Origin of the sequence: Ahrensia sp. 13_GOM-1096m (assembly GCF_000620605.1) — a bacterium.
Lineage (GTDB): Bacteria > Pseudomonadota > Alphaproteobacteria > Rhizobiales > Rhizobiaceae > Ahrensia > Ahrensia kielensis.
Genome location: NZ_JIAX01000009.1, coordinates 412389 through 428541, shown reverse-complemented (window position 1 = coordinate 428541; position 16153 = coordinate 412389). Strand labels below are relative to the sequence as shown.

Below are 16153 nucleotides of genomic sequence, written 5' to 3'. Positions count from 1 at the left end.
CTAAAACGCGCTGAGATCAGATTTTTGCGCAAAACTGTGCGATGGCATCATCAAGACCACTCGTATGCAGCATGGGTGCATGGCCTTGGCCTTCAACGTGAAGCTGCTGCATCTTTGGATGAACAGCACTCATTTGCTCAAACGTCTCTTTGGACAAAATATTTGAGTTTTCGCCGCGTATGACCAAGGTAGGCAAATGGCGAAGCCCAATAAATTGCGGCCAAGCTGTCGGCAAGCGATCACCGGCATTAAGGCCTTTCATCGTATCTGCAAGATGCGGGTCATAATCTGCCGATAAAATCCCATCCTTTTGCGAATAGCGGCATTCTACTTCAAACAGCCAATCTTCGTCTGTCAGGGCAGGGAAGCTTTTGCCCATAATCTTCCTTTGCGCCTCTATTGCTTCACTCCAATTTTTGGGGCGGGGCGCCTGTTGAAGATAGCTTCGGATTTGCATCAAACCAGCCCCATCAATGACTGGGCCAATATCATTAAGCACGATGCCTTTAAGCGCCGTTGGGCGCATGCCGGCCAGAACAAAAGTGATAAGACCGCCGCGCGATGTGCCTATAAAAATTCCATGCTCGATACCCAGCGCATTTAAGCCGCTAACAATATCTTCGGCCTCCGTCAGCACATTATACTTTGACCAGTTCTTGTCATATTCTGATAGGCCGCGGCCTCGATAATCAAAAGCAATAACGCGGCGCGGTGTTTGCGGATGTGAGGCGAGGTACTTGGCCAAAAGATCGAAATCCCGCGCATTTCTGCTCAGGCCATGCATACAAATAACCGGAAGATTTTGCTCATGCGCCGCATCAAATGGCACATAATCACACGCATGAAGCCGCAAGCCGTCGCGACTCGTGTAAAAACGGCTTTCAATGTGGCATTGAACGGCAGAATTGGTCATCCGAAAGTGTCCTAATGAGAATTTGATGCGACCATAGGTCGAATATCTTGCAAATTGTAGGTCTATGCAGCGATTGAGCACATATTCTTATGGATTTGTACCAAAACGCAAATCGTGTGCGATAGACGTCTTCTGTCCGAGCTGCATTTTATAAACTTGCAAATTTTCCATCAAGCGCTGAACATAATTGCGTGTCTCTGGATAGGAAATGGCCTCAATCCAGTCGATCACCTCATATAAAGGTTTGCCGCGCGGATCACCAAAACGCTTCATCCATTCTTCGGCCCTGCGCGGTCCCGCATTATAGGCGGCAAAGGTGAGAATGTACGAGCCATCAAATTTTTGGAATTGGCTATTGAGATAGGCAACACCAAGCCGCGCATTATAATTTGCATCTTGCGTCAATTTTTCAGGCGCATAAGCCATCTTTTCTGCCGCAGCCATTTGTTTTGCTGTGCCAGGAAGCACTTGCAATAAGCCCCGCGCATTGGCGCTAGAAACCGCACCTATGTTAAATTCGCTTTCTTGCCGCGCAACCGCATAGGCAAGGGCGTGATCCTTTGCATCAAGTCCTGTTGCATCAGAAATTGCGCCAAGCGGATGGGTTAAAGAGCCCATGTCTAGCCCGCGCCAGTCAGCTGCTTTGGCCAATTTTAAGGCTGCATAATAATCTTGATTGTCAGAGGCATGTGCTGCTGCCAGAGCAAGAAGCGAGGTGTCGTCAGCGGACCAGCCAAGCGCGACATAGGTTTTGCGTGCGAGGTTTGTTTCACCAAGCTCAATGAGGCGGTCAATGGCTTTAAGTATCTGAACATCAACGGTTTTATTGCGTGTAACAGGGCGCCCAGAAAGCGCCGAAGGTTGCCCCAAATGGTCGGCTGCCAACTGTCCGTAGAACGTAGTGTTGTATGTTGCCGCCTTTTGGTAGGCTTGTATGGATTTTTCTTGATCTGTCAAAGATCTTGCCAGCCAATAATAGCCTCGGGCTTTCGAAATATTGCCCTGTGCAATTTCGATTATTTTCTCAAAATGAGAAACAGCAAGTTCGGGTTTATTGAGACCGCGCAGCGCGTACCAACCCGCGTGAAAAGCAGCATCAACTTGCGTCGTTTCAGCGCCGCCCTCATGCTGCGATGCTAGGTCATAAGCCGTTTGCGGGTCGCCATCTTCGAGCGTTTGCCGCGATATTATGCGCCGCTCATCCCACCAAGCATCAGCATTAATGGTAAATTCTGCCGTTTTCGGCATGGATTTTAAAAGCTCAATCGCTTTTTTATTCTCATCCGAGCGTCTTAAAAACTCTGTTTTAAGATAAGTGTAAGCAACTGTTTTTTGTTTGTTTTCAGTGATTTTATCAATTTTAGCACGGGCGGCTTTTTGCCGCCGGATAACCGCAGTCCATGCGTCGTGAATATCGCCATAATCCAAAAATGGTGCAATGCGCCCGCCTGAGCTAATGCGGTCACGAACCATCATATTAAAATAGCGAATCTCGTGATCACGCTTTGTGAGTACATCGCCAAATGTTTCCAATATGCGGCTTTCATCGCCGGAGCTTAAAACAGTGTCATGCCAAAATGGCAGCAGCAGCGTCCTTGCTTTTTCAATATTGCCAGTGGCTTGATATGTTTTTGCTAATGCATAAGCCCCTTGAAAGGTAAGGGGGGCTTCATCGCCAATCGTTAAGCGAAGCCGCACGAGAGACAGCGGGTCCTGCGCCATTGCGCGTTCTAGATTGCTCTTGATTGTCGTCTGGCTTGGCCAATCATTGAGCTTTTCCAGTGTGTTTCGAATTTCACTGGCAGGCACGTCTCTGTGGCCTGATGTTGCGATTAGCCAACTCAGTAAAGCACGGTCAATATCTGCTTCAGGCAGTTTATCGCGCGTTTTTATTGCCGCAAGAATATCGCCCGATTTTAATGCATCTAGTCCGGTTTTAAGCTGCACAGTTGAGCTATTAATTATGGCCGGTGCATCAGGCTTGGTGATCAATGCGACTTTGTCTTCTTCTAAGCCTGTAGAGATTACTGCGCCTGTGTTGCCTTGATCAATGGGCGCATCGGAGGGCAAAAACATATATACGCCGAAAACAAGCATAGCGACCGCGCCGCTGCTCATCAGCGCGCCGTGTATAATTTTTGACGAATTTAATTGACGGTTCATTTTGTCCTTGGAGCAAAGCACAGTGTCAGCAATTGGGCGCAACATCCCAAAACTCGAAGATTCGCGTAAATCTATGGTTAATATTTGGTAACGATAATGTGGCGTAAAAAGTGCCTCGACTGGAAAAATCTATGGAGCACGTTGCAGATACTTGCGTTACGCTAATTCTAGGTCCAAAAGCGCAACATAAACAATCAGCATAACGCTGGGAGACTAGAATGACTGACCGTCAAAGCTATCGTGGCTCAATGACAGCTATAGTGACACCTTTTGATGCATCAGGTGCCGTGGATGAAACAGCGCTTCGCGCCTTTATTGATTGGCAGATCGAAGAGGGCACGAAGGTAATCGTGCCTGTTGGCACAACTGGTGAGAGCGCAACGCTTTCCCATGATGAGCACAAACGTGTCACAGAACTGGTTGTCGCGCATGTTGCAGGCCGCGTGCCCGTAATGGCAGGTGCTGGCTCAAACAACACTGTTGAGGCTGTAGAACTTGCTGTTCACGCCGAAAAAGCTGGGGCAGACAGCATTCTTGCTGTAACACCTTATTATAATCGTCCCACTCAGCGTGGCCTATACGCACATTTTGCTGCGATGGCAGAGGCAGTGAAGATCCCGATTTTCATCTATAATATTCCAGCGCGTTCTGTGGTTGATATGACGCCAGAAACAATGGGCCGTCTGGCGCATGATTTTGCCAATATTTGGGGTGTTAAAGATGCTGTCGGCTCAATGGAGCGCGCTTCGGTGCAGCGCATGGTCTGCGGCAAGGATTTCATTCAGCTTTCAGCAGAAGATGCGACATCCCTTGGCTATAATGCACATGGCGGTGTTGGCGCTATTTCTGTAACGGCCAATGTTGCGCCGCGCCTATGTTGCGAGTTTCAAGAGGCAACGCTTGCGGGTGATTATGTAAAAGCGCTTGAGTACCAAGATCGCTTGATGCCTTTGCACAAGGCATTGTTTATTGAACCGGGTGTTGCAGGCACAAAATATGCTCTGTCAAAGCTTGGCAAAGTCGAAAACCATTTGCGTTCACCAATGCTAGCGGTTGAAAAATCGACACAAATGGCAATTGATGATGCGATGCGTCATGCTGGTCTCTTGAATTGAGAACAATCGTTCGCATTTAATCATCATGGGCAATTCAAAAAAGAAAAAATCGTCAGGCAAATTTATCGCTGAGAACCGCAGAGCGCGGTTCGATTTTGCGATTGATGAAACTTTTGAAGCCGGCATTATGTTGCATGGCACAGAGGTAAAGAGCTTGAGAAACGGCGAGGCAAACATCGCCGAGAGTTACGCGTCTTACGAAAATGGTGAGATGTGGCTCATTAATGCGCATGTGCCTGAATATTTAGAGGCCAATAAGTTCAACCACGAACCGCGCCGCCGCCGCAAATTGCTGCTGCATCAAAAAGAAATTGTCAAACTGGCAAATGGTGTTGATCGTCAAGGCATGACGATTGTGCCGTTAAAATTATATTTTAATGATCGCGGCCGCGCCAAGCTGGAAATAGCTTTGGCAAAAGGTAAAAACGTTGCAGATAAGCGCGAAACCGCGAAAAAGCGCGATTGGAATCGTGAAAAGTCACGCATTCTGAAAGAGAATAACTAATGGCGGCTGTCGATTACGATTATCTAGCCAAAGTTATTGAAAGCCTGACACATGGCGAAACAGATGAAGTGGCGTTGATGGCGACACTTGCGTGTGAGCTGCATCATTCTGATGATCGTTTTGACTGGACGGGATTTTACCGCGTTGTTGAACCTAATCTGTTGAAGATTGGACCCTATCAAGGCGGTCACGGCTGCCTTGTGATCCCTTTTGATAAAGGCGTTTGTGGCGCAGCTGCCAAAACGCAAACAACGCAGCTTGTGGATGATGTTGAAGCATTCTCAGGGCATATTGCCTGTTCATCAGCAACGAAATCCGAGATCGTGCTGCCCGTTTTTGATAAAAACAAAAAACTGATTGGTGTTCTTGATATCGACAGCAATCAGCCTGCTGCATTTAATAAAAATGATCAGCACGCATTGGAAGCGATTCTAAAAAGCGTTTTTGAAGCTTAAGCGCCGCATAAAATCGCTAAGATGACATGCAATTCAGGTGTTTGACGCGCAAAGACTGCTTTTCTGTGTTTGCGATGTTTCTAATTCTTGCGTTTGTATTGTGAGTTCTGTATAGCGGGGCAACTAATTTCCCGTTCAAACGACGAAAAGGAACGCTAAATGGCCCGCGTGACCGTCGAAGATTGCGTCGATAAAGTTGAAAATCGCTTTGATCTCGTCCTGCTTGCTGCACATCGTGCACGTCAGGTTTCTCAAGGTGCTTCAATCACTATCGACCGCGATAATGATAAAAACCCAGTTGTTGCTCTGCGCGAAATTGCAGATGAAACATTGTCCCCTGGTGATCTTGAAGAAGATCTGATTCATTCGCTTCAAAAACATGTTGAAGTTGATGAGCCAGAAGCAGAAGTCGTGGATCAACCATCTGGTGATGGTGAACCGCTCGAGCAGATTACTTTTAACTCCATGAGTGAAGAAGAATTGCTTGCAGGTATTGAAGGTCTTGTGCCGCCAGAAAAATCTGACGACAACTAATTCTGATTATCTGAAATTAGCTCTTTATAGCCTGTTAATTAGAGGCTTATATACTATACGCGGTGACCATTAGGCACCGCGTATTTTTGTTGGAGCAATACTACCCTATGATGCGTCAATACGAGCTTGTCGAACGCGTGCAGCGATACAAGCCCGATGTGAACGAAGCACTGCTCAACAAGGCTTATGTCTACGCCATGAACAAACATGGTGGCCAGACGAGGGCTTCTGGCGATCCATATTTCTCTCATCCACTCGAAGTTGCGGCCATTTTGACCGACATGAATATGGATGAAAGCACGATTGCAGTCGCGCTGCTGCACGACACAATCGAGGATACCAGCGCAACGCGCGTTGAGATTGAGGAGATGTTCGGCGAAGATACTGCGCGTCTTGTCGAAGGCCTTACCAAAATTGGCCGTCTTGATTTGATGTCTAAAAAGGCAGCTCAAGCCGAAAATCTACGCAAATTACTGCTCGCAATTTCAGATGATGTGCGTGTGCTGTTGGTCAAATTGGCCGACAGACTTCATAATATGCGCACGCTTGATCATATGCGCCCTGACAAACGGTTGCGCATTGCAGAAGAAACAATGGATATCTACGCGCCGCTTGCTGGCCGCATGGGTATGCAGGATATGCGCGAAGAGCTTGAGAGCCTTGCGTTCCAGCATATTAATCCAGATGGTTACAGCACTGTGGGCCAGCGCCTAACGCAGCTTGCTGAGTTTAATAAGGAAACACTGGCTGAAATTTCTTCAACGCTCAAAAACTTGCTCGCAGATAATGGCATTCATGCTTCTGTTAAAAGCCGCCAGAAAAAAGCTTGGTCCGTGTTTAGAAAGATGGAGGCCAAAGGCCTTTCGTTTGAACAGCTTTCTGACATCTTCGGTTTTCGCATCATTGTTGAGAATGAAGACGATTGCTATCGAGCGCTGGGCATCGTGCATCGCAAATGGAAAATGGTGCCGGGCCGTTTCAAGGATTATATTTCAACACCGAAATCCAACGATTATCGTTCATTACACACAACGATTGTTGGTCCTTCAAAACAGCGTGTTGAATTGCAAATACGTTCTGTCGCGATGAACGAAGTTGCTGAATTTGGTGTTGCTACCCACGCAATTTACAAAGATCAGCCCTTGGGCGCAGAAAACGCAAAAGGCGAAACTCAATCGAAGAAAGAGCTTTCTGCCTTTAAAGATACTAATTCTTATTCCTGGCTTCGCCATACGATTGAGGCGCTTTCTGAAGGTGATAACCCAGAAGAATTTCTGGAAAATACGAAGCTTGAGCTCTTTCACGATCAGGTTTTTTGCTTCACGCCAAAAGGCCGCTTAATTGCATTGCCGCGCGGCGCTATTTCTGTTGATTTTGCTTATGCGGTGCATACTGATGTGGGTAATTCCTGCGTTGGCGCAAAGATCAACGGGCGCATTATGCCATTGGTCACACAGCTGCAAAGCGGTGATGAAGTTGATATTATCCGGTCAGCGGCGGCTGCACCGCCAGCGGCATGGGAAAGCATCGTTGTCACAGGAAAGGCTCGTTCTGCCATTCGCCGTGCAACCCGCATGGCCGTGCGCAAGCAATATGCTGGGTTAGGCAACCGAATTCTCGACCGTTCATTTGAGCGTGCTGCAAAGCCATATTCACGCGAGATCGTTAAGGACGGTATTGAAGCGCTTGGCTTTAGCGAAGTTGATGATTTGCTGGCAGCGGTCGGGCGGGGTGAGCTATCCTCCACCAAGGTGTTAAAAGCCGTTTTCCGTGACTTCCAATCCGATGATGATGCAGCGCCCAATGCTGAATTGTTGGGTGAAGGCTGGTTCAACTTGTCTGATGCCAATGGCATGATGTTCAAGTTCCCTGAGGCCGCCGATCCAGAAGATGAGAATGCATCTAAAGATCGCACATTGGCTATTCGTGGTGCAGCAGGCGACTTGCCTGTCAGCTTTACGGCTGAAGGTGCTGTTCCAGGCGATAGAATTATCGGCATCGCAACACCAGGAAAAGGCATAACGATTTTCCCGATTCAGTCCTCTGCCTTGGCTGCCTATGATGACCAGCCGGAACGCTGGATTGATGTGCGGTGGGACATTGATCAGACCAACCGTAAGCGTTTCCCAGTTCAGACGGCTGTAACTGCGATCAATGCACCTGGTTCATTGGCTGAAATTTCCAAAGTTATTGCTGATAATGATGCAAATATTCACACAATGTCGATGGCCCGCACGGCACCCGATTTTACAGAGATGTTGTTTGATCTGGAAGTTTGGGATGTCAAACATTTGAACCGTTTATTATCGCAGCTAAGAGCGTCACCTGCCGTTAGTACGGCAGAACGTCGACATTCTTAAACTTCGTATAGAGCTTATAGTATTTAGGCAGGACAAAATGCCGCCCGAATTTCATAGGATAAGGTCAATATAAGATCGATCTGCAACACATATTAAACGACTTTGTGCTAGCCCAAGAGTGAGGGGCGGCAACAGGTGGTTTTTGTTGGCTGCGTTGCCCAAAATGCATTGGTAGGACTTTCATGCTGTTCAAACGGCGAAAACAGGACGGGTTTTGGACGCGGTTGCGCGTCTATCTCTGGCCGCGCCGTAACCATGCGCGTTCCAGCCGGTATGTTTGGAAGCGTGTTTTGCGAATCCGCGCGACACCACATGCTATCGGGCTTGGATTTGCGATAGGTGTGTTTGCGTCCTTTACGCCGTTCATGGGTTTTCATTTCGTCTTGTCGTTTGCGCTGGCTTGGTTGCTGCGCGCATCTTTTATAGCGGCAGGACTTGGAACCGCTGTCGGTAATCCGATTACATTTCCATTTATATGGGCTGCAACACTAGAGCTCGGCCGTATGATTTTGGGCCGGTCAATTGAGGTTTCCTCTGGCGCAGAGGGCTTTCTCCACACGTTAAAAGCATATGGCTTTAAAGCTGTTTGGGATCCTTATATTTTGCCAATGATTGTTGGTGGTGTGCCGATGGGTATCGTCGCTGGCGCGTTGTTTTATTTTCCGCTTCGCAAGGCAACGGCCGCTTTTCAGCAGCGCCGCCTTTCAAAGAAAATAGTTAAAGCGCAGGCAAAAACGCAAGAGCTTGCAAAGTGCGCAGACGAAAAGTCGAAACAAAATGCGGCTCACTCGGCAAATGCTGAGGCTTCATCATGATTGTCGGGCTTGGCAGTGACTTAATTGATATTCGCCGGATTGAGAAAACCCTTGAAAAACATGGTGAGCGCTTCACCATGCGTGTTTTTACGGAAATTGAGCAGAAAAAATCTGACAAACGCCAACAGCGCGCAGCTTCTTATGCCAAAAGGTTCGCCGCAAAAGAAGCAATGTCAAAAGCGCTGGGCACGGGGATCTCAAGAGGCGTGTTTTGGCGCGATATGGGCGTTGCGAACTTGCCAAGCGGTAAGCCAACAATGAAACTGACCAATGGCGCTCAAGCGCAACTTTTGCGCTTGATACCGGATGGGCATGTGCCTCATATCCACATCACAATCACTGATGATTATCCACTTGCACAGGCATTTGTGATCATCGAGGCGCTTCCTGCAGCGTCATAATGACGGTTTGTCATCTTGGGATTGCGAGCAAGCCGCGATAGGTCTATGACGCGCATCATAAATATGACGCTATGATCTAAGAATCGGAATATAAAATTGGCAAAAACTGAGAAAAAACCGGGCGGTATTGGCGAAACAATTTCCGTTATCGTTCAGGCCCTTCTTTTGGCGGTTGTGATCCGCTCGTTATTGTTTCAACCGTTTTCAATTCCGTCGGGCTCTATGCGGCCAACCTTATTGGAAGGCGATTATCTGTTCGTGACCAAATGGGCATATGGATATTCAAAACATTCATTACCATTTAGCCCTGATCTTTTTGAGGGCCGTATCTGGGGCAGTGAGCCGAAACGCGGCGATGTCGCTGTTTTCAAGTTCCCGCCTGATCCAAGCTTGGATTATATTAAACGCGTCATCGGCTTGCCTGGCGATAAAGTGCAAATGAAAGACGGCGTACTTTTCATAAATGGTACAGCTGTTGAGCGCGAGAAAATCGGCACAATCGAAGATGTCGATATTACCGAGGAAGACCGTGCGGTTGATGTATACCGTGAGACTTTGCCCAATGGTGTGACCTATACCACGCTAGACCTTACACAAGGTGCCGCAGGCGATAGCACGCGCGAATTTACCGTGCCGGAAGACCATTTCTTCGCAATGGGCGATAACCGCGATAATTCATCTGACAGCCGTTTCAGCGTTGGTTTCGTACCAATGGAAAATTTGGTTGGCCGCGCCAACTATATCTTCTTCTCGATTGCTGATGGCGCTTCGCCATTAGAGATTTGGCGCTGGCCGTCATCTGTACGAGGCGATCGTTTGTTTAAGTCGGCGGCAGAATGACGAATAACGCACCTGCAGGAACTGTATCGTCTCAAAAGCTTGAAAAGCTTGAAGAGCTAACGGGCCATAAGTTTAAAGACATCGTGCGTCTTGATCGTGCACTGACGCATTCCAGTGCGCAGCATCGCACCGGCAAGGATTATGAGCGTCTGGAGTTCTTAGGCGACCGTGTGCTGGGGCTTTGTATTGCCGAAATGCTGTTTGCGCGTTTTGCCGAGGCCAATGAAGGCGAACTTTCAGTGCGTCTTAACGCGCTAGTCAATGCTGAAACCTTAGCAGAGATCGCTGACGAGCTGAAATTGCACGAAGTTATTCGCACTGGCGCTGATGTGCGTGATCTACAGTCTGAGCGCCAGAAAAACATGCGTGCAGATGTGGTCGAATCGCTGATCGCAACAATTTATCTTGATGGTGGTATACCTGCGGCACGGCAGTTTATTAATCGCTATTGGGAGCCACGTGCCGCGCATGTTGCCGCAGCACGGCGCGATGCTAAAACGGAATTGCAAGAGTGGTCACACAAATACCACGAGACAGTGCCAGCCTATAGTGAGATTTCTCGCGAAGGACCGGATCATGAACCGGTATTTGTGATTGAAGTGAAGGTTGGTAAGCTGAAAGCTGAACGGGCCGAAGGGCGCTCTAAGCGCCTTGCTGAACAAGCTGCAGCTGAAAAATTACTTCGCCGCGAAGCGGTATGGAAACCTGAAACCAAAGGCGTTTCAAAATGATTGAAGATCAACCCGTAACAATGAGCGAAGATAAGCCCGCAACCAGGTCAGGCTTTGCTGCATTTATAGGCTCGCCCAATGCAGGTAAATCAACTTTGTTGAACCGCTTAGTCGGCTCCAAAGTTTCGATTGTCTCCCACAAGGTTCAAACAACACGTACGCTTATTCGCGGCATTGCCATGCATGAAAATACGCAGATTGTTTTCATGGACACGCCGGGTATTTTTCAGCCTAAGCGCCGGCTAGACCGCGCAATGGTGTCAACGGCTTGGACTGGTGCGCATGATGCCGATATCGTCCTTGTGATGATTGATGCCCGCAAAGGTATCCGTGATGATGAAGAGCGTATCATTGAATCACTTTCAGAAGTTCGCCAACCTAAGTGGCTGATTTTAAACAAAATTGACATGATCGATCCGCCGGATTTGTTGGCGCTGACAACCGAATTGAATAAACGTGTTTCGTTCGATCAAACATTCATGGTTTCAGCGCTCAAAGGCCATGGTTGTAAAACTGTACTGGATGCACTCGCAAAAGCATTGCCGGAAGGCCCTTGGTATTATCCTGAAGATCAGGTGTCTGATTTGCCGATGCGTATTCTTGCGTCTGAAATCACACGCGAGAAAATCTATGATCGTCTGCATCAGGAATTACCCTATGCAACAACAGTTGAAACCGAAGCTTGGGAAGAAAAGCCCGATGGTTCTGTAAGGGTTGAACAAACGATCTATGTTGAGCGCGACAGCCAAAAGAAGATTGTGCTGGGCCATAAGGGCGAGGCGATTAAAAATATCTCCATGCAAGCCCGTAAAGAAATTACCGAGCTAACGGAGCAGAAAGTTCATCTGTTCCTATTTGTCAAAGTACGCAAAAACTGGGGCGACGACCCTGCGCGTTACCGCGAAATGGGGCTCGATTTCCACGATTAATGCTATAGGTTAAGCCGGATGGAATGGCGCGGCGAAGGCATTATCATAGGGTGTAAAAAACACGGTGAGACAAGTCTCATTGTTGAACTTATGACGCCTAAACATGGCCGCCATTTGGGCCTTGTGCGCGGCGGTAGGTCCCGCAGAATGCAGCCTTTTCTTCAGCCTGGAAATAGAGTTGAAGCGGTATGGCGTGCTCGCATTGATGAGCATCTTGGCACTTATCAAATTGAACCGCTGCAAATGACCGCCGCACGGCTGATGGAAAGTGCTTTGGGCGTCAACGCCATACAATTGCTGGGCAGCCATTTGCGGCTGCTGCCTGAGCGTGATCCGCATGAGGCGATGTATGGCGCGCTCGAAGTGCTTCTGGAACATTTAGATAAGCCGGAAATTGCAGGCCCCTTGATGGTCAAATTCGAAATGCGTTTGCTGGATGAGCTTGGCTTTGGGCTTGATCTGTCGCGGTGTGCGGGCAGCGGTGTGCGCGAAAATCTGATCTATATTTCGCCTAAAAGTGGGCAGGCGGTGAGCGCAGAGGCGGGCGCGCCTTGGAAAGATAAGCTGCTTCCTTTGCCGCAGTTTTTGATGAAAAGCAGTGAGCGTGAATGCTCAATGAGTGACTTGGCGGATGCTTTTCATATGTTGGGCTACTTCTTTGACCGCGATATTTATTATCCAAGAGGGGTAAAGCCACCGGAATCGCGCATTGGCTTTTTGAATGCAGCATCCAAAAGATGGCCAGCTGCTTAAACTTAAAAAAAAGGCGACCAACTTGGCCGCCGAATTGGGATGATAAAGCGCGAGGGCTGCGCTAGAGGCACCTTGGGGTTAAGTGCCTTTGACAAATATAGGGGCTGCCATCATCCAACTTAAATATAGTGTAAGAATATTATATGGCAACTTTATGACGAAAATTAATTTATTCTGCTGGGATAACTATATTTTCTCTTTCGATAGCAGTTTCTTTGATTGGCCAATGTATAAGTGCTGCAAAAAGTCCAAGTATAACGCCCAGCCACCAAACGGGATCATATGAACCATAAATGTCGTAAAGATAACCGCCGAGCCAAACGCCAAGGAATGATCCGATTTGGTGTGAGAAAAAGACAATACCGCCCAGCATGCCAAGATACCGCGTTCCGAACATAATCGCGACGAGTGCGTTGGTCGGCGGCACAGTGGAAAGCCACAACAGCCCCATAACGCTGGCAAAAATAACAACAGACGTGCCTGTTTGCGGCAGCAGTAAAAATGCCGTCACAGCGATTGAGCGTCCGATATAAATCAAGGCAAGAAAAATCGGCTTGGAATATTTTTGCCCGATAATTCCCGATGCTAAAGAGCCAATAATATTGAAGAACCCGATTAAGGCGAGGCCGAGCACCGCAAACTTTGCTTCAATACCAATATCGCCAATGTAAGCGGGAAAATGGGCCGTAATAAACGCCACTTGGAAACCACAGACAAAAAAGCCTACTGCAAGCAAAATATATGATTGATGCGAAAATGCTTCGCGCAGTGCCGCACCGATTGATTGTGCCACATCCGTTTGTTTCTGTGTGCCAGAAGATGAATTACCGCGTAGCGGTATGGCGAGTATCGGGATGACGAGCATCATTGCTGATAAAATAAGCAAAGAGTCTGACCAGCCAAAATGATTGATCAGTGCCTGTGAGTAGGGCGCAAAAATGAACATGCCCGCAGAACCTGCCGCAGTGCCTAGTCCGAACGTAAAGCTGCGCTGTTCAGCCGTAACATTGCGCGCAAAGGCAGCCAGCACGATACCAAATGAGCCAGATGCAATGCCAAGCCCCACCATAACGCCGCCGCCCAAATGCAAGTACCAAAGGCTTTCGGGCGAAGCCATCAGCAACAAACCTGCTGCATAGATGAAGCCGGAAAGTGCCAAAACGCGCCATGTGCCGAATTTATCTGCAATTGCACCAAAAAACGGCTGACCAACGCCCCAGATGAGGTTTTGCAGGGCCATGGCGAGGCCAAAATCAGAGCGGCTCCAACCAGTGTCGGCAAGCATAGGCAGCTGAAAGAACCCCATTGCTGAGCGCGGCCCGAAGGTCATAGCCGCAATAAGACAGCCAGATGCAATAATGAGCCAAGGGTAATCGGATTTAGCAGGCGTGGTTGATGAATGCATGGGAATCTCCTGAGCGGCGAAATTGTACTTTTCCCGTGCAAGACGCAATTCAATAAAATTGTTAGCTCAGGTGAGAATTTTTTATTTATAAAAGGCGGCCCCAATAAGAGCCGCCTTTAAAGCACATTATACTCAATTAAGCGATTTTACCGCCGCCTTGTTTGGTGACAACGACTACCGATGGCCGTGTTGGCAAGTTGTCTTTAAAATCTGGCCAGCGTGTTGCAGGGTTTTCAAAGGTTGCAAGCCCGTCATCGCCCGGGTGTTGCACTGCAAGAAACAGTGTTTCATCATCGGGTGTAAACACTGGACCGCACATTTCAGCGCCAATAGGCACGCGGAAAAACAGCTTTGATGCACCGCGCAGCTCGCCTTCTGTTTCAACCGCCCAAAGGCCATCCGTACGTCCGGTTTTTTCTTTGTCATTTCCATCTGTAGAAACCCACAAACGGCCTTCAGCATCAACCGCGCAATTGTCTGGCATGCCAAACCAGCCATTATCGGTTGTCGAGGGGTGGAATGAAGCGCCAACTTCAGCCACTTTTGGGTCGCCGCATTTGAGCAAGATTTCCCATGTGGATTTGGTTGAGGCAAAGTCGCCACCTGTTTCCGTGATTTCGATAATGTGACCAAAAGCATTATTTGCACGTGGGTTGGCAGCATTCTCATCGCCCACCTTGCGGCGTGTGTTGTTGGTCAACATCACATAGACCGTGCCTTTGGTCAGATTTGGCTGAACATCTTCAGGACGGTCCATTTTCGTTGCGCCAAGAAGGTCGGCTGCACGGCGCGTTTCAATCAGCACATCGGCTTGGCTTTCAAAGCCGTTTTGCGCCGTTAAAGGGCCTTCACCGAATATCATCGGCATCCAGTCAACGGTTCCATCTTCATTAAATTTGGCGACATGGAGAACGCCATCATCTAAAATATCTTTGTTGGCTGCGCGGTCCTCGGCATTGAATTTTGCGTTAGAGACAAATTTATATGTGTAATCAAAACGCTCATCATCACCGGAATATGAAACAACGCGGTTATCAACCGGATTGACAATTGTTTCGCAGCCTTCGTGCTTAAAACGACCAAGCGCCGTGCGCTTTACCGGCATAGAAGTTGGGTCCATTGGGTCTACTTCAACGATCCAGCCGAAACGGTTTGCTTCATTTGGCTCTTTTGATACGTCAAAACGCTCATGGTGTTCGGCCCAGCTATACCAGCCAGCAGGAGCGCCAAGGCGTTCGTAATTAGCAGCTTCGCGGTGGCCTTCTGGCAAGCTGCCGCCAAAGTAACCGTGGAAGTTTTCCTCAGCCATAATATATGTGCCCCAAGGCGTCACACCGCCCGCACAATTGTTGAGTGTGCCGAACACTTTTGTGCCGCTTGCATCAGCATTTGTTTGCAGGCGTTCGTGGCCTGCCGCAGGACCAGAAATCAACATTTCGGTTGTCGCAGTAATGCGGCGATTATACTTGCTGTCGAGCACGGGTGCCCATTTGCCATCTGTCTTTTTGATCTCGATGACCGTGCCACCATGTGCGGCCATTTCAATGTCGACAATTTCCTTCGTGAACGCACCATTGTTCACTTTATCTTTGCCTTCGCCGTCCTTGCCAATTGTTGCCCAGTTCGGGAACATCAATTCAGCATTTGTATATTCATGATTGACCACCAAAATGCCGTGATCGCTGCTACCTTCAAGTGGAATAAAGCCAACATAATCATTATTATAGCCAAATTGCTTCGCTTGAGATTCCGCGCTTTGGTTCATTGGGTCAAATTCAGGAGAATCGGCGAATATTTTATCGCCCCAGCGCAGCAACACGTCAGCATCGTAGCCCTTTGCAACATAGTGCTTTTCATCAACACCAGCCATGATCTCTTCAAAGTCGAATGATGTTGTGGCCGCGCGCGCTTCTGATGCAGCAAGTAATGCAATCGGCGAAACTGTTGTACTAATGGCGGCAACAGCAAGTGAACCACTCAAAAATCCGCGACGTGAAAGACGGCGATTGATAATATCTCCCATGGTCGGGTTATCGGAAGTGTTGCGGCCCACATCTTCGCTTTCTTCGCGAATGTCTGTTGGCGTTTTAATCTCGTCATCAAGCTTGATATATTTATTCATAGCGGCACCTATAAATTATGTGAAAGGAAGGGCCGCAGCTTAAGACGGGATATACATCAGTTTCATGACAGGCCGAAAAGTGATGAATATAGTGGGTAAAAGATAGCGATTC

15 protein-coding genes are annotated in these 16153 nt (G+C 48.3%); 11 read left to right on the top strand and 4 right to left on the bottom strand.

Annotation, left to right across the window (positions count from 1 at the left end):
• Positions 1-16 precede the first annotated feature (16 nt).
• Together N530_RS0106080 and N530_RS17500 are read right to left on the bottom strand one after the other, a co-directional pair.
• A complete protein-coding gene (locus tag N530_RS0106080; protein WP_051540786.1) occupies positions 17-913 on the bottom strand; it encodes an alpha/beta fold hydrolase in 897 nt (298 codons plus the stop codon).
• Positions 914-1000: 87 nt separating this feature from the next.
• On the bottom strand, positions 1001-3076 hold the full coding sequence (locus N530_RS17500) for a lytic transglycosylase domain-containing protein (protein ID WP_162150938.1): 2076 nt from the start codon (positions 3074-3076) through the stop codon (positions 1001-1003).
• 218 nt (positions 3077-3294) lie between these two features.
• Here N530_RS17500 and dapA point away from each other — a divergent pair, with 218 nt between their 5' ends.
• The 11 genes from dapA (at position 3295) to recO (ending at position 12514) form a co-directional block, all read left to right on the top strand.
• Positions 3295-4191, top strand: coding sequence for a 4-hydroxy-tetrahydrodipicolinate synthase (dapA, locus tag N530_RS0106070; protein WP_026479967.1), 897 nt, complete (start codon positions 3295-3297; stop codon positions 4189-4191).
• Between the two features lie 25 nt (positions 4192-4216).
• Complete coding sequence (gene smpB / locus N530_RS0106065; protein WP_018687437.1) at positions 4217-4696, top strand: SsrA-binding protein SmpB; 480 nt, start codon at positions 4217-4219, stop codon at positions 4694-4696.
• Positions 4696-5151, top strand: a complete 456-nt coding sequence (locus N530_RS0106060) for a GAF domain-containing protein (protein WP_026479966.1) — start codon at positions 4696-4698, stop codon at positions 5149-5151. The genes smpB and N530_RS0106060 overlap by 1 nt, the downstream gene beginning before the upstream one ends.
• 159 nt (positions 5152-5310) lie before the next feature.
• Positions 5311-5685, top strand: coding sequence for a DNA-directed RNA polymerase subunit omega (rpoZ, locus tag N530_RS0106055; protein ID WP_018687439.1), 375 nt, complete (start codon positions 5311-5313; stop codon positions 5683-5685).
• A 107-nt stretch (positions 5686-5792) separates the two neighbouring features.
• Complete coding sequence (locus N530_RS0106050; RefSeq protein ID WP_026479965.1) at positions 5793-8045, top strand: bifunctional (p)ppGpp synthetase/guanosine-3',5'-bis(diphosphate) 3'-pyrophosphohydrolase; 2253 nt, start codon at positions 5793-5795, stop codon at positions 8043-8045.
• 182 nt (positions 8046-8227) lie between these two features.
• Positions 8228-8860, top strand: a complete 633-nt coding sequence (locus N530_RS0106045; RefSeq protein ID WP_026479964.1) for a DUF2062 domain-containing protein — start codon at positions 8228-8230, stop codon at positions 8858-8860.
• A complete protein-coding gene (gene acpS / locus N530_RS0106040; RefSeq protein ID WP_026479963.1) occupies positions 8857-9261 on the top strand; it encodes a holo-ACP synthase in 405 nt (134 codons plus the stop codon). Before N530_RS0106045 ends, acpS begins: the two co-directional genes overlap by 4 nt.
• Before the next feature lie 96 nt (positions 9262-9357).
• Positions 9358-10101 (top strand): signal peptidase I, encoded by a 744-nt coding sequence (gene lepB, locus N530_RS0106035; RefSeq protein ID WP_026479962.1) that lies wholly within the window; start codon positions 9358-9360, stop codon positions 10099-10101.
• The gene (gene rnc, locus N530_RS0106030; protein ID WP_026479961.1) at positions 10098-10832 is read left to right on the top strand and encodes a ribonuclease III; all 735 of its coding nucleotides are present in this window, start codon (positions 10098-10100) and stop codon (positions 10830-10832) included. Before lepB ends, rnc begins: the two co-directional genes overlap by 4 nt.
• Positions 10829-11761, top strand: a complete 933-nt coding sequence (gene era / locus N530_RS0106025; RefSeq protein ID WP_026479960.1) for a GTPase Era — start codon at positions 10829-10831, stop codon at positions 11759-11761. The genes rnc and era overlap by 4 nt, the downstream gene beginning before the upstream one ends.
• An 18-nt stretch (positions 11762-11779) precedes the next feature.
• Positions 11780-12514, top strand: coding sequence for a DNA repair protein RecO (recO, locus tag N530_RS0106020; protein ID WP_026479959.1), 735 nt, complete (start codon positions 11780-11782; stop codon positions 12512-12514).
• 169 nt (positions 12515-12683) lie between these two features.
• Here recO and N530_RS0106015 read toward each other — a convergent pair whose 3' ends face one another.
• Together N530_RS0106015 and N530_RS0106010 are read right to left on the bottom strand one after the other, a co-directional pair.
• A complete protein-coding gene (locus tag N530_RS0106015) occupies positions 12684-13919 on the bottom strand; it encodes an MFS transporter (RefSeq protein WP_026479958.1) in 1236 nt (411 codons plus the stop codon).
• 136 nt (positions 13920-14055) lie between these two features.
• On the bottom strand, positions 14056-16041 hold the full coding sequence (locus N530_RS0106010; RefSeq protein WP_026479957.1) for a PhoX family phosphatase: 1986 nt from the start codon (positions 16039-16041) through the stop codon (positions 14056-14058).
• Positions 16042-16153 lie beyond the last annotated feature (112 nt).

Coding starts and splice junctions, on each gene's coding strand:
- N530_RS0106010 (WP_026479957.1), bottom strand. CDS start 16,041: ATGAATAAATATATCAAGCTTGATGACGAGATTAAAACGCCAACAGAC.
- smpB (WP_018687437.1), top strand. CDS start 4,217: ATGGGCAATTCAAAAAAGAAAAAATCGTCAGGCAAATTTATCGCTGAG.
- rpoZ (WP_018687439.1), top strand. CDS start 5,311: ATGGCCCGCGTGACCGTCGAAGATTGCGTCGATAAAGTTGAAAATCGC.
- N530_RS0106050 (WP_026479965.1), top strand. CDS start 5,793: ATGATGCGTCAATACGAGCTTGTCGAACGCGTGCAGCGATACAAGCCC.
- N530_RS0106080 (WP_051540786.1), bottom strand. CDS start 913: ATGACCAATTCTGCCGTTCAATGCCACATTGAAAGCCGTTTTTACACG.
- N530_RS0106045 (WP_026479964.1), top strand. CDS start 8,228: ATGCTGTTCAAACGGCGAAAACAGGACGGGTTTTGGACGCGGTTGCGC.
- rnc (WP_026479961.1), top strand. CDS start 10,098: ATGACGAATAACGCACCTGCAGGAACTGTATCGTCTCAAAAGCTTGAA.
- acpS (WP_026479963.1), top strand. CDS start 8,857: ATGATTGTCGGGCTTGGCAGTGACTTAATTGATATTCGCCGGATTGAG.
- recO (WP_026479959.1), top strand. CDS start 11,780: ATGGAATGGCGCGGCGAAGGCATTATCATAGGGTGTAAAAAACACGGT.
- N530_RS17500 (WP_162150938.1), bottom strand. CDS start 3,076: ATGAACCGTCAATTAAATTCGTCAAAAATTATACACGGCGCGCTGATG.
- era (WP_026479960.1), top strand. CDS start 10,829: ATGATTGAAGATCAACCCGTAACAATGAGCGAAGATAAGCCCGCAACC.
- N530_RS0106015 (WP_026479958.1), bottom strand. CDS start 13,919: ATGCATTCATCAACCACGCCTGCTAAATCCGATTACCCTTGGCTCATT.
- dapA (WP_026479967.1), top strand. CDS start 3,295: ATGACTGACCGTCAAAGCTATCGTGGCTCAATGACAGCTATAGTGACA.
- N530_RS0106060 (WP_026479966.1), top strand. CDS start 4,696: ATGGCGGCTGTCGATTACGATTATCTAGCCAAAGTTATTGAAAGCCTG.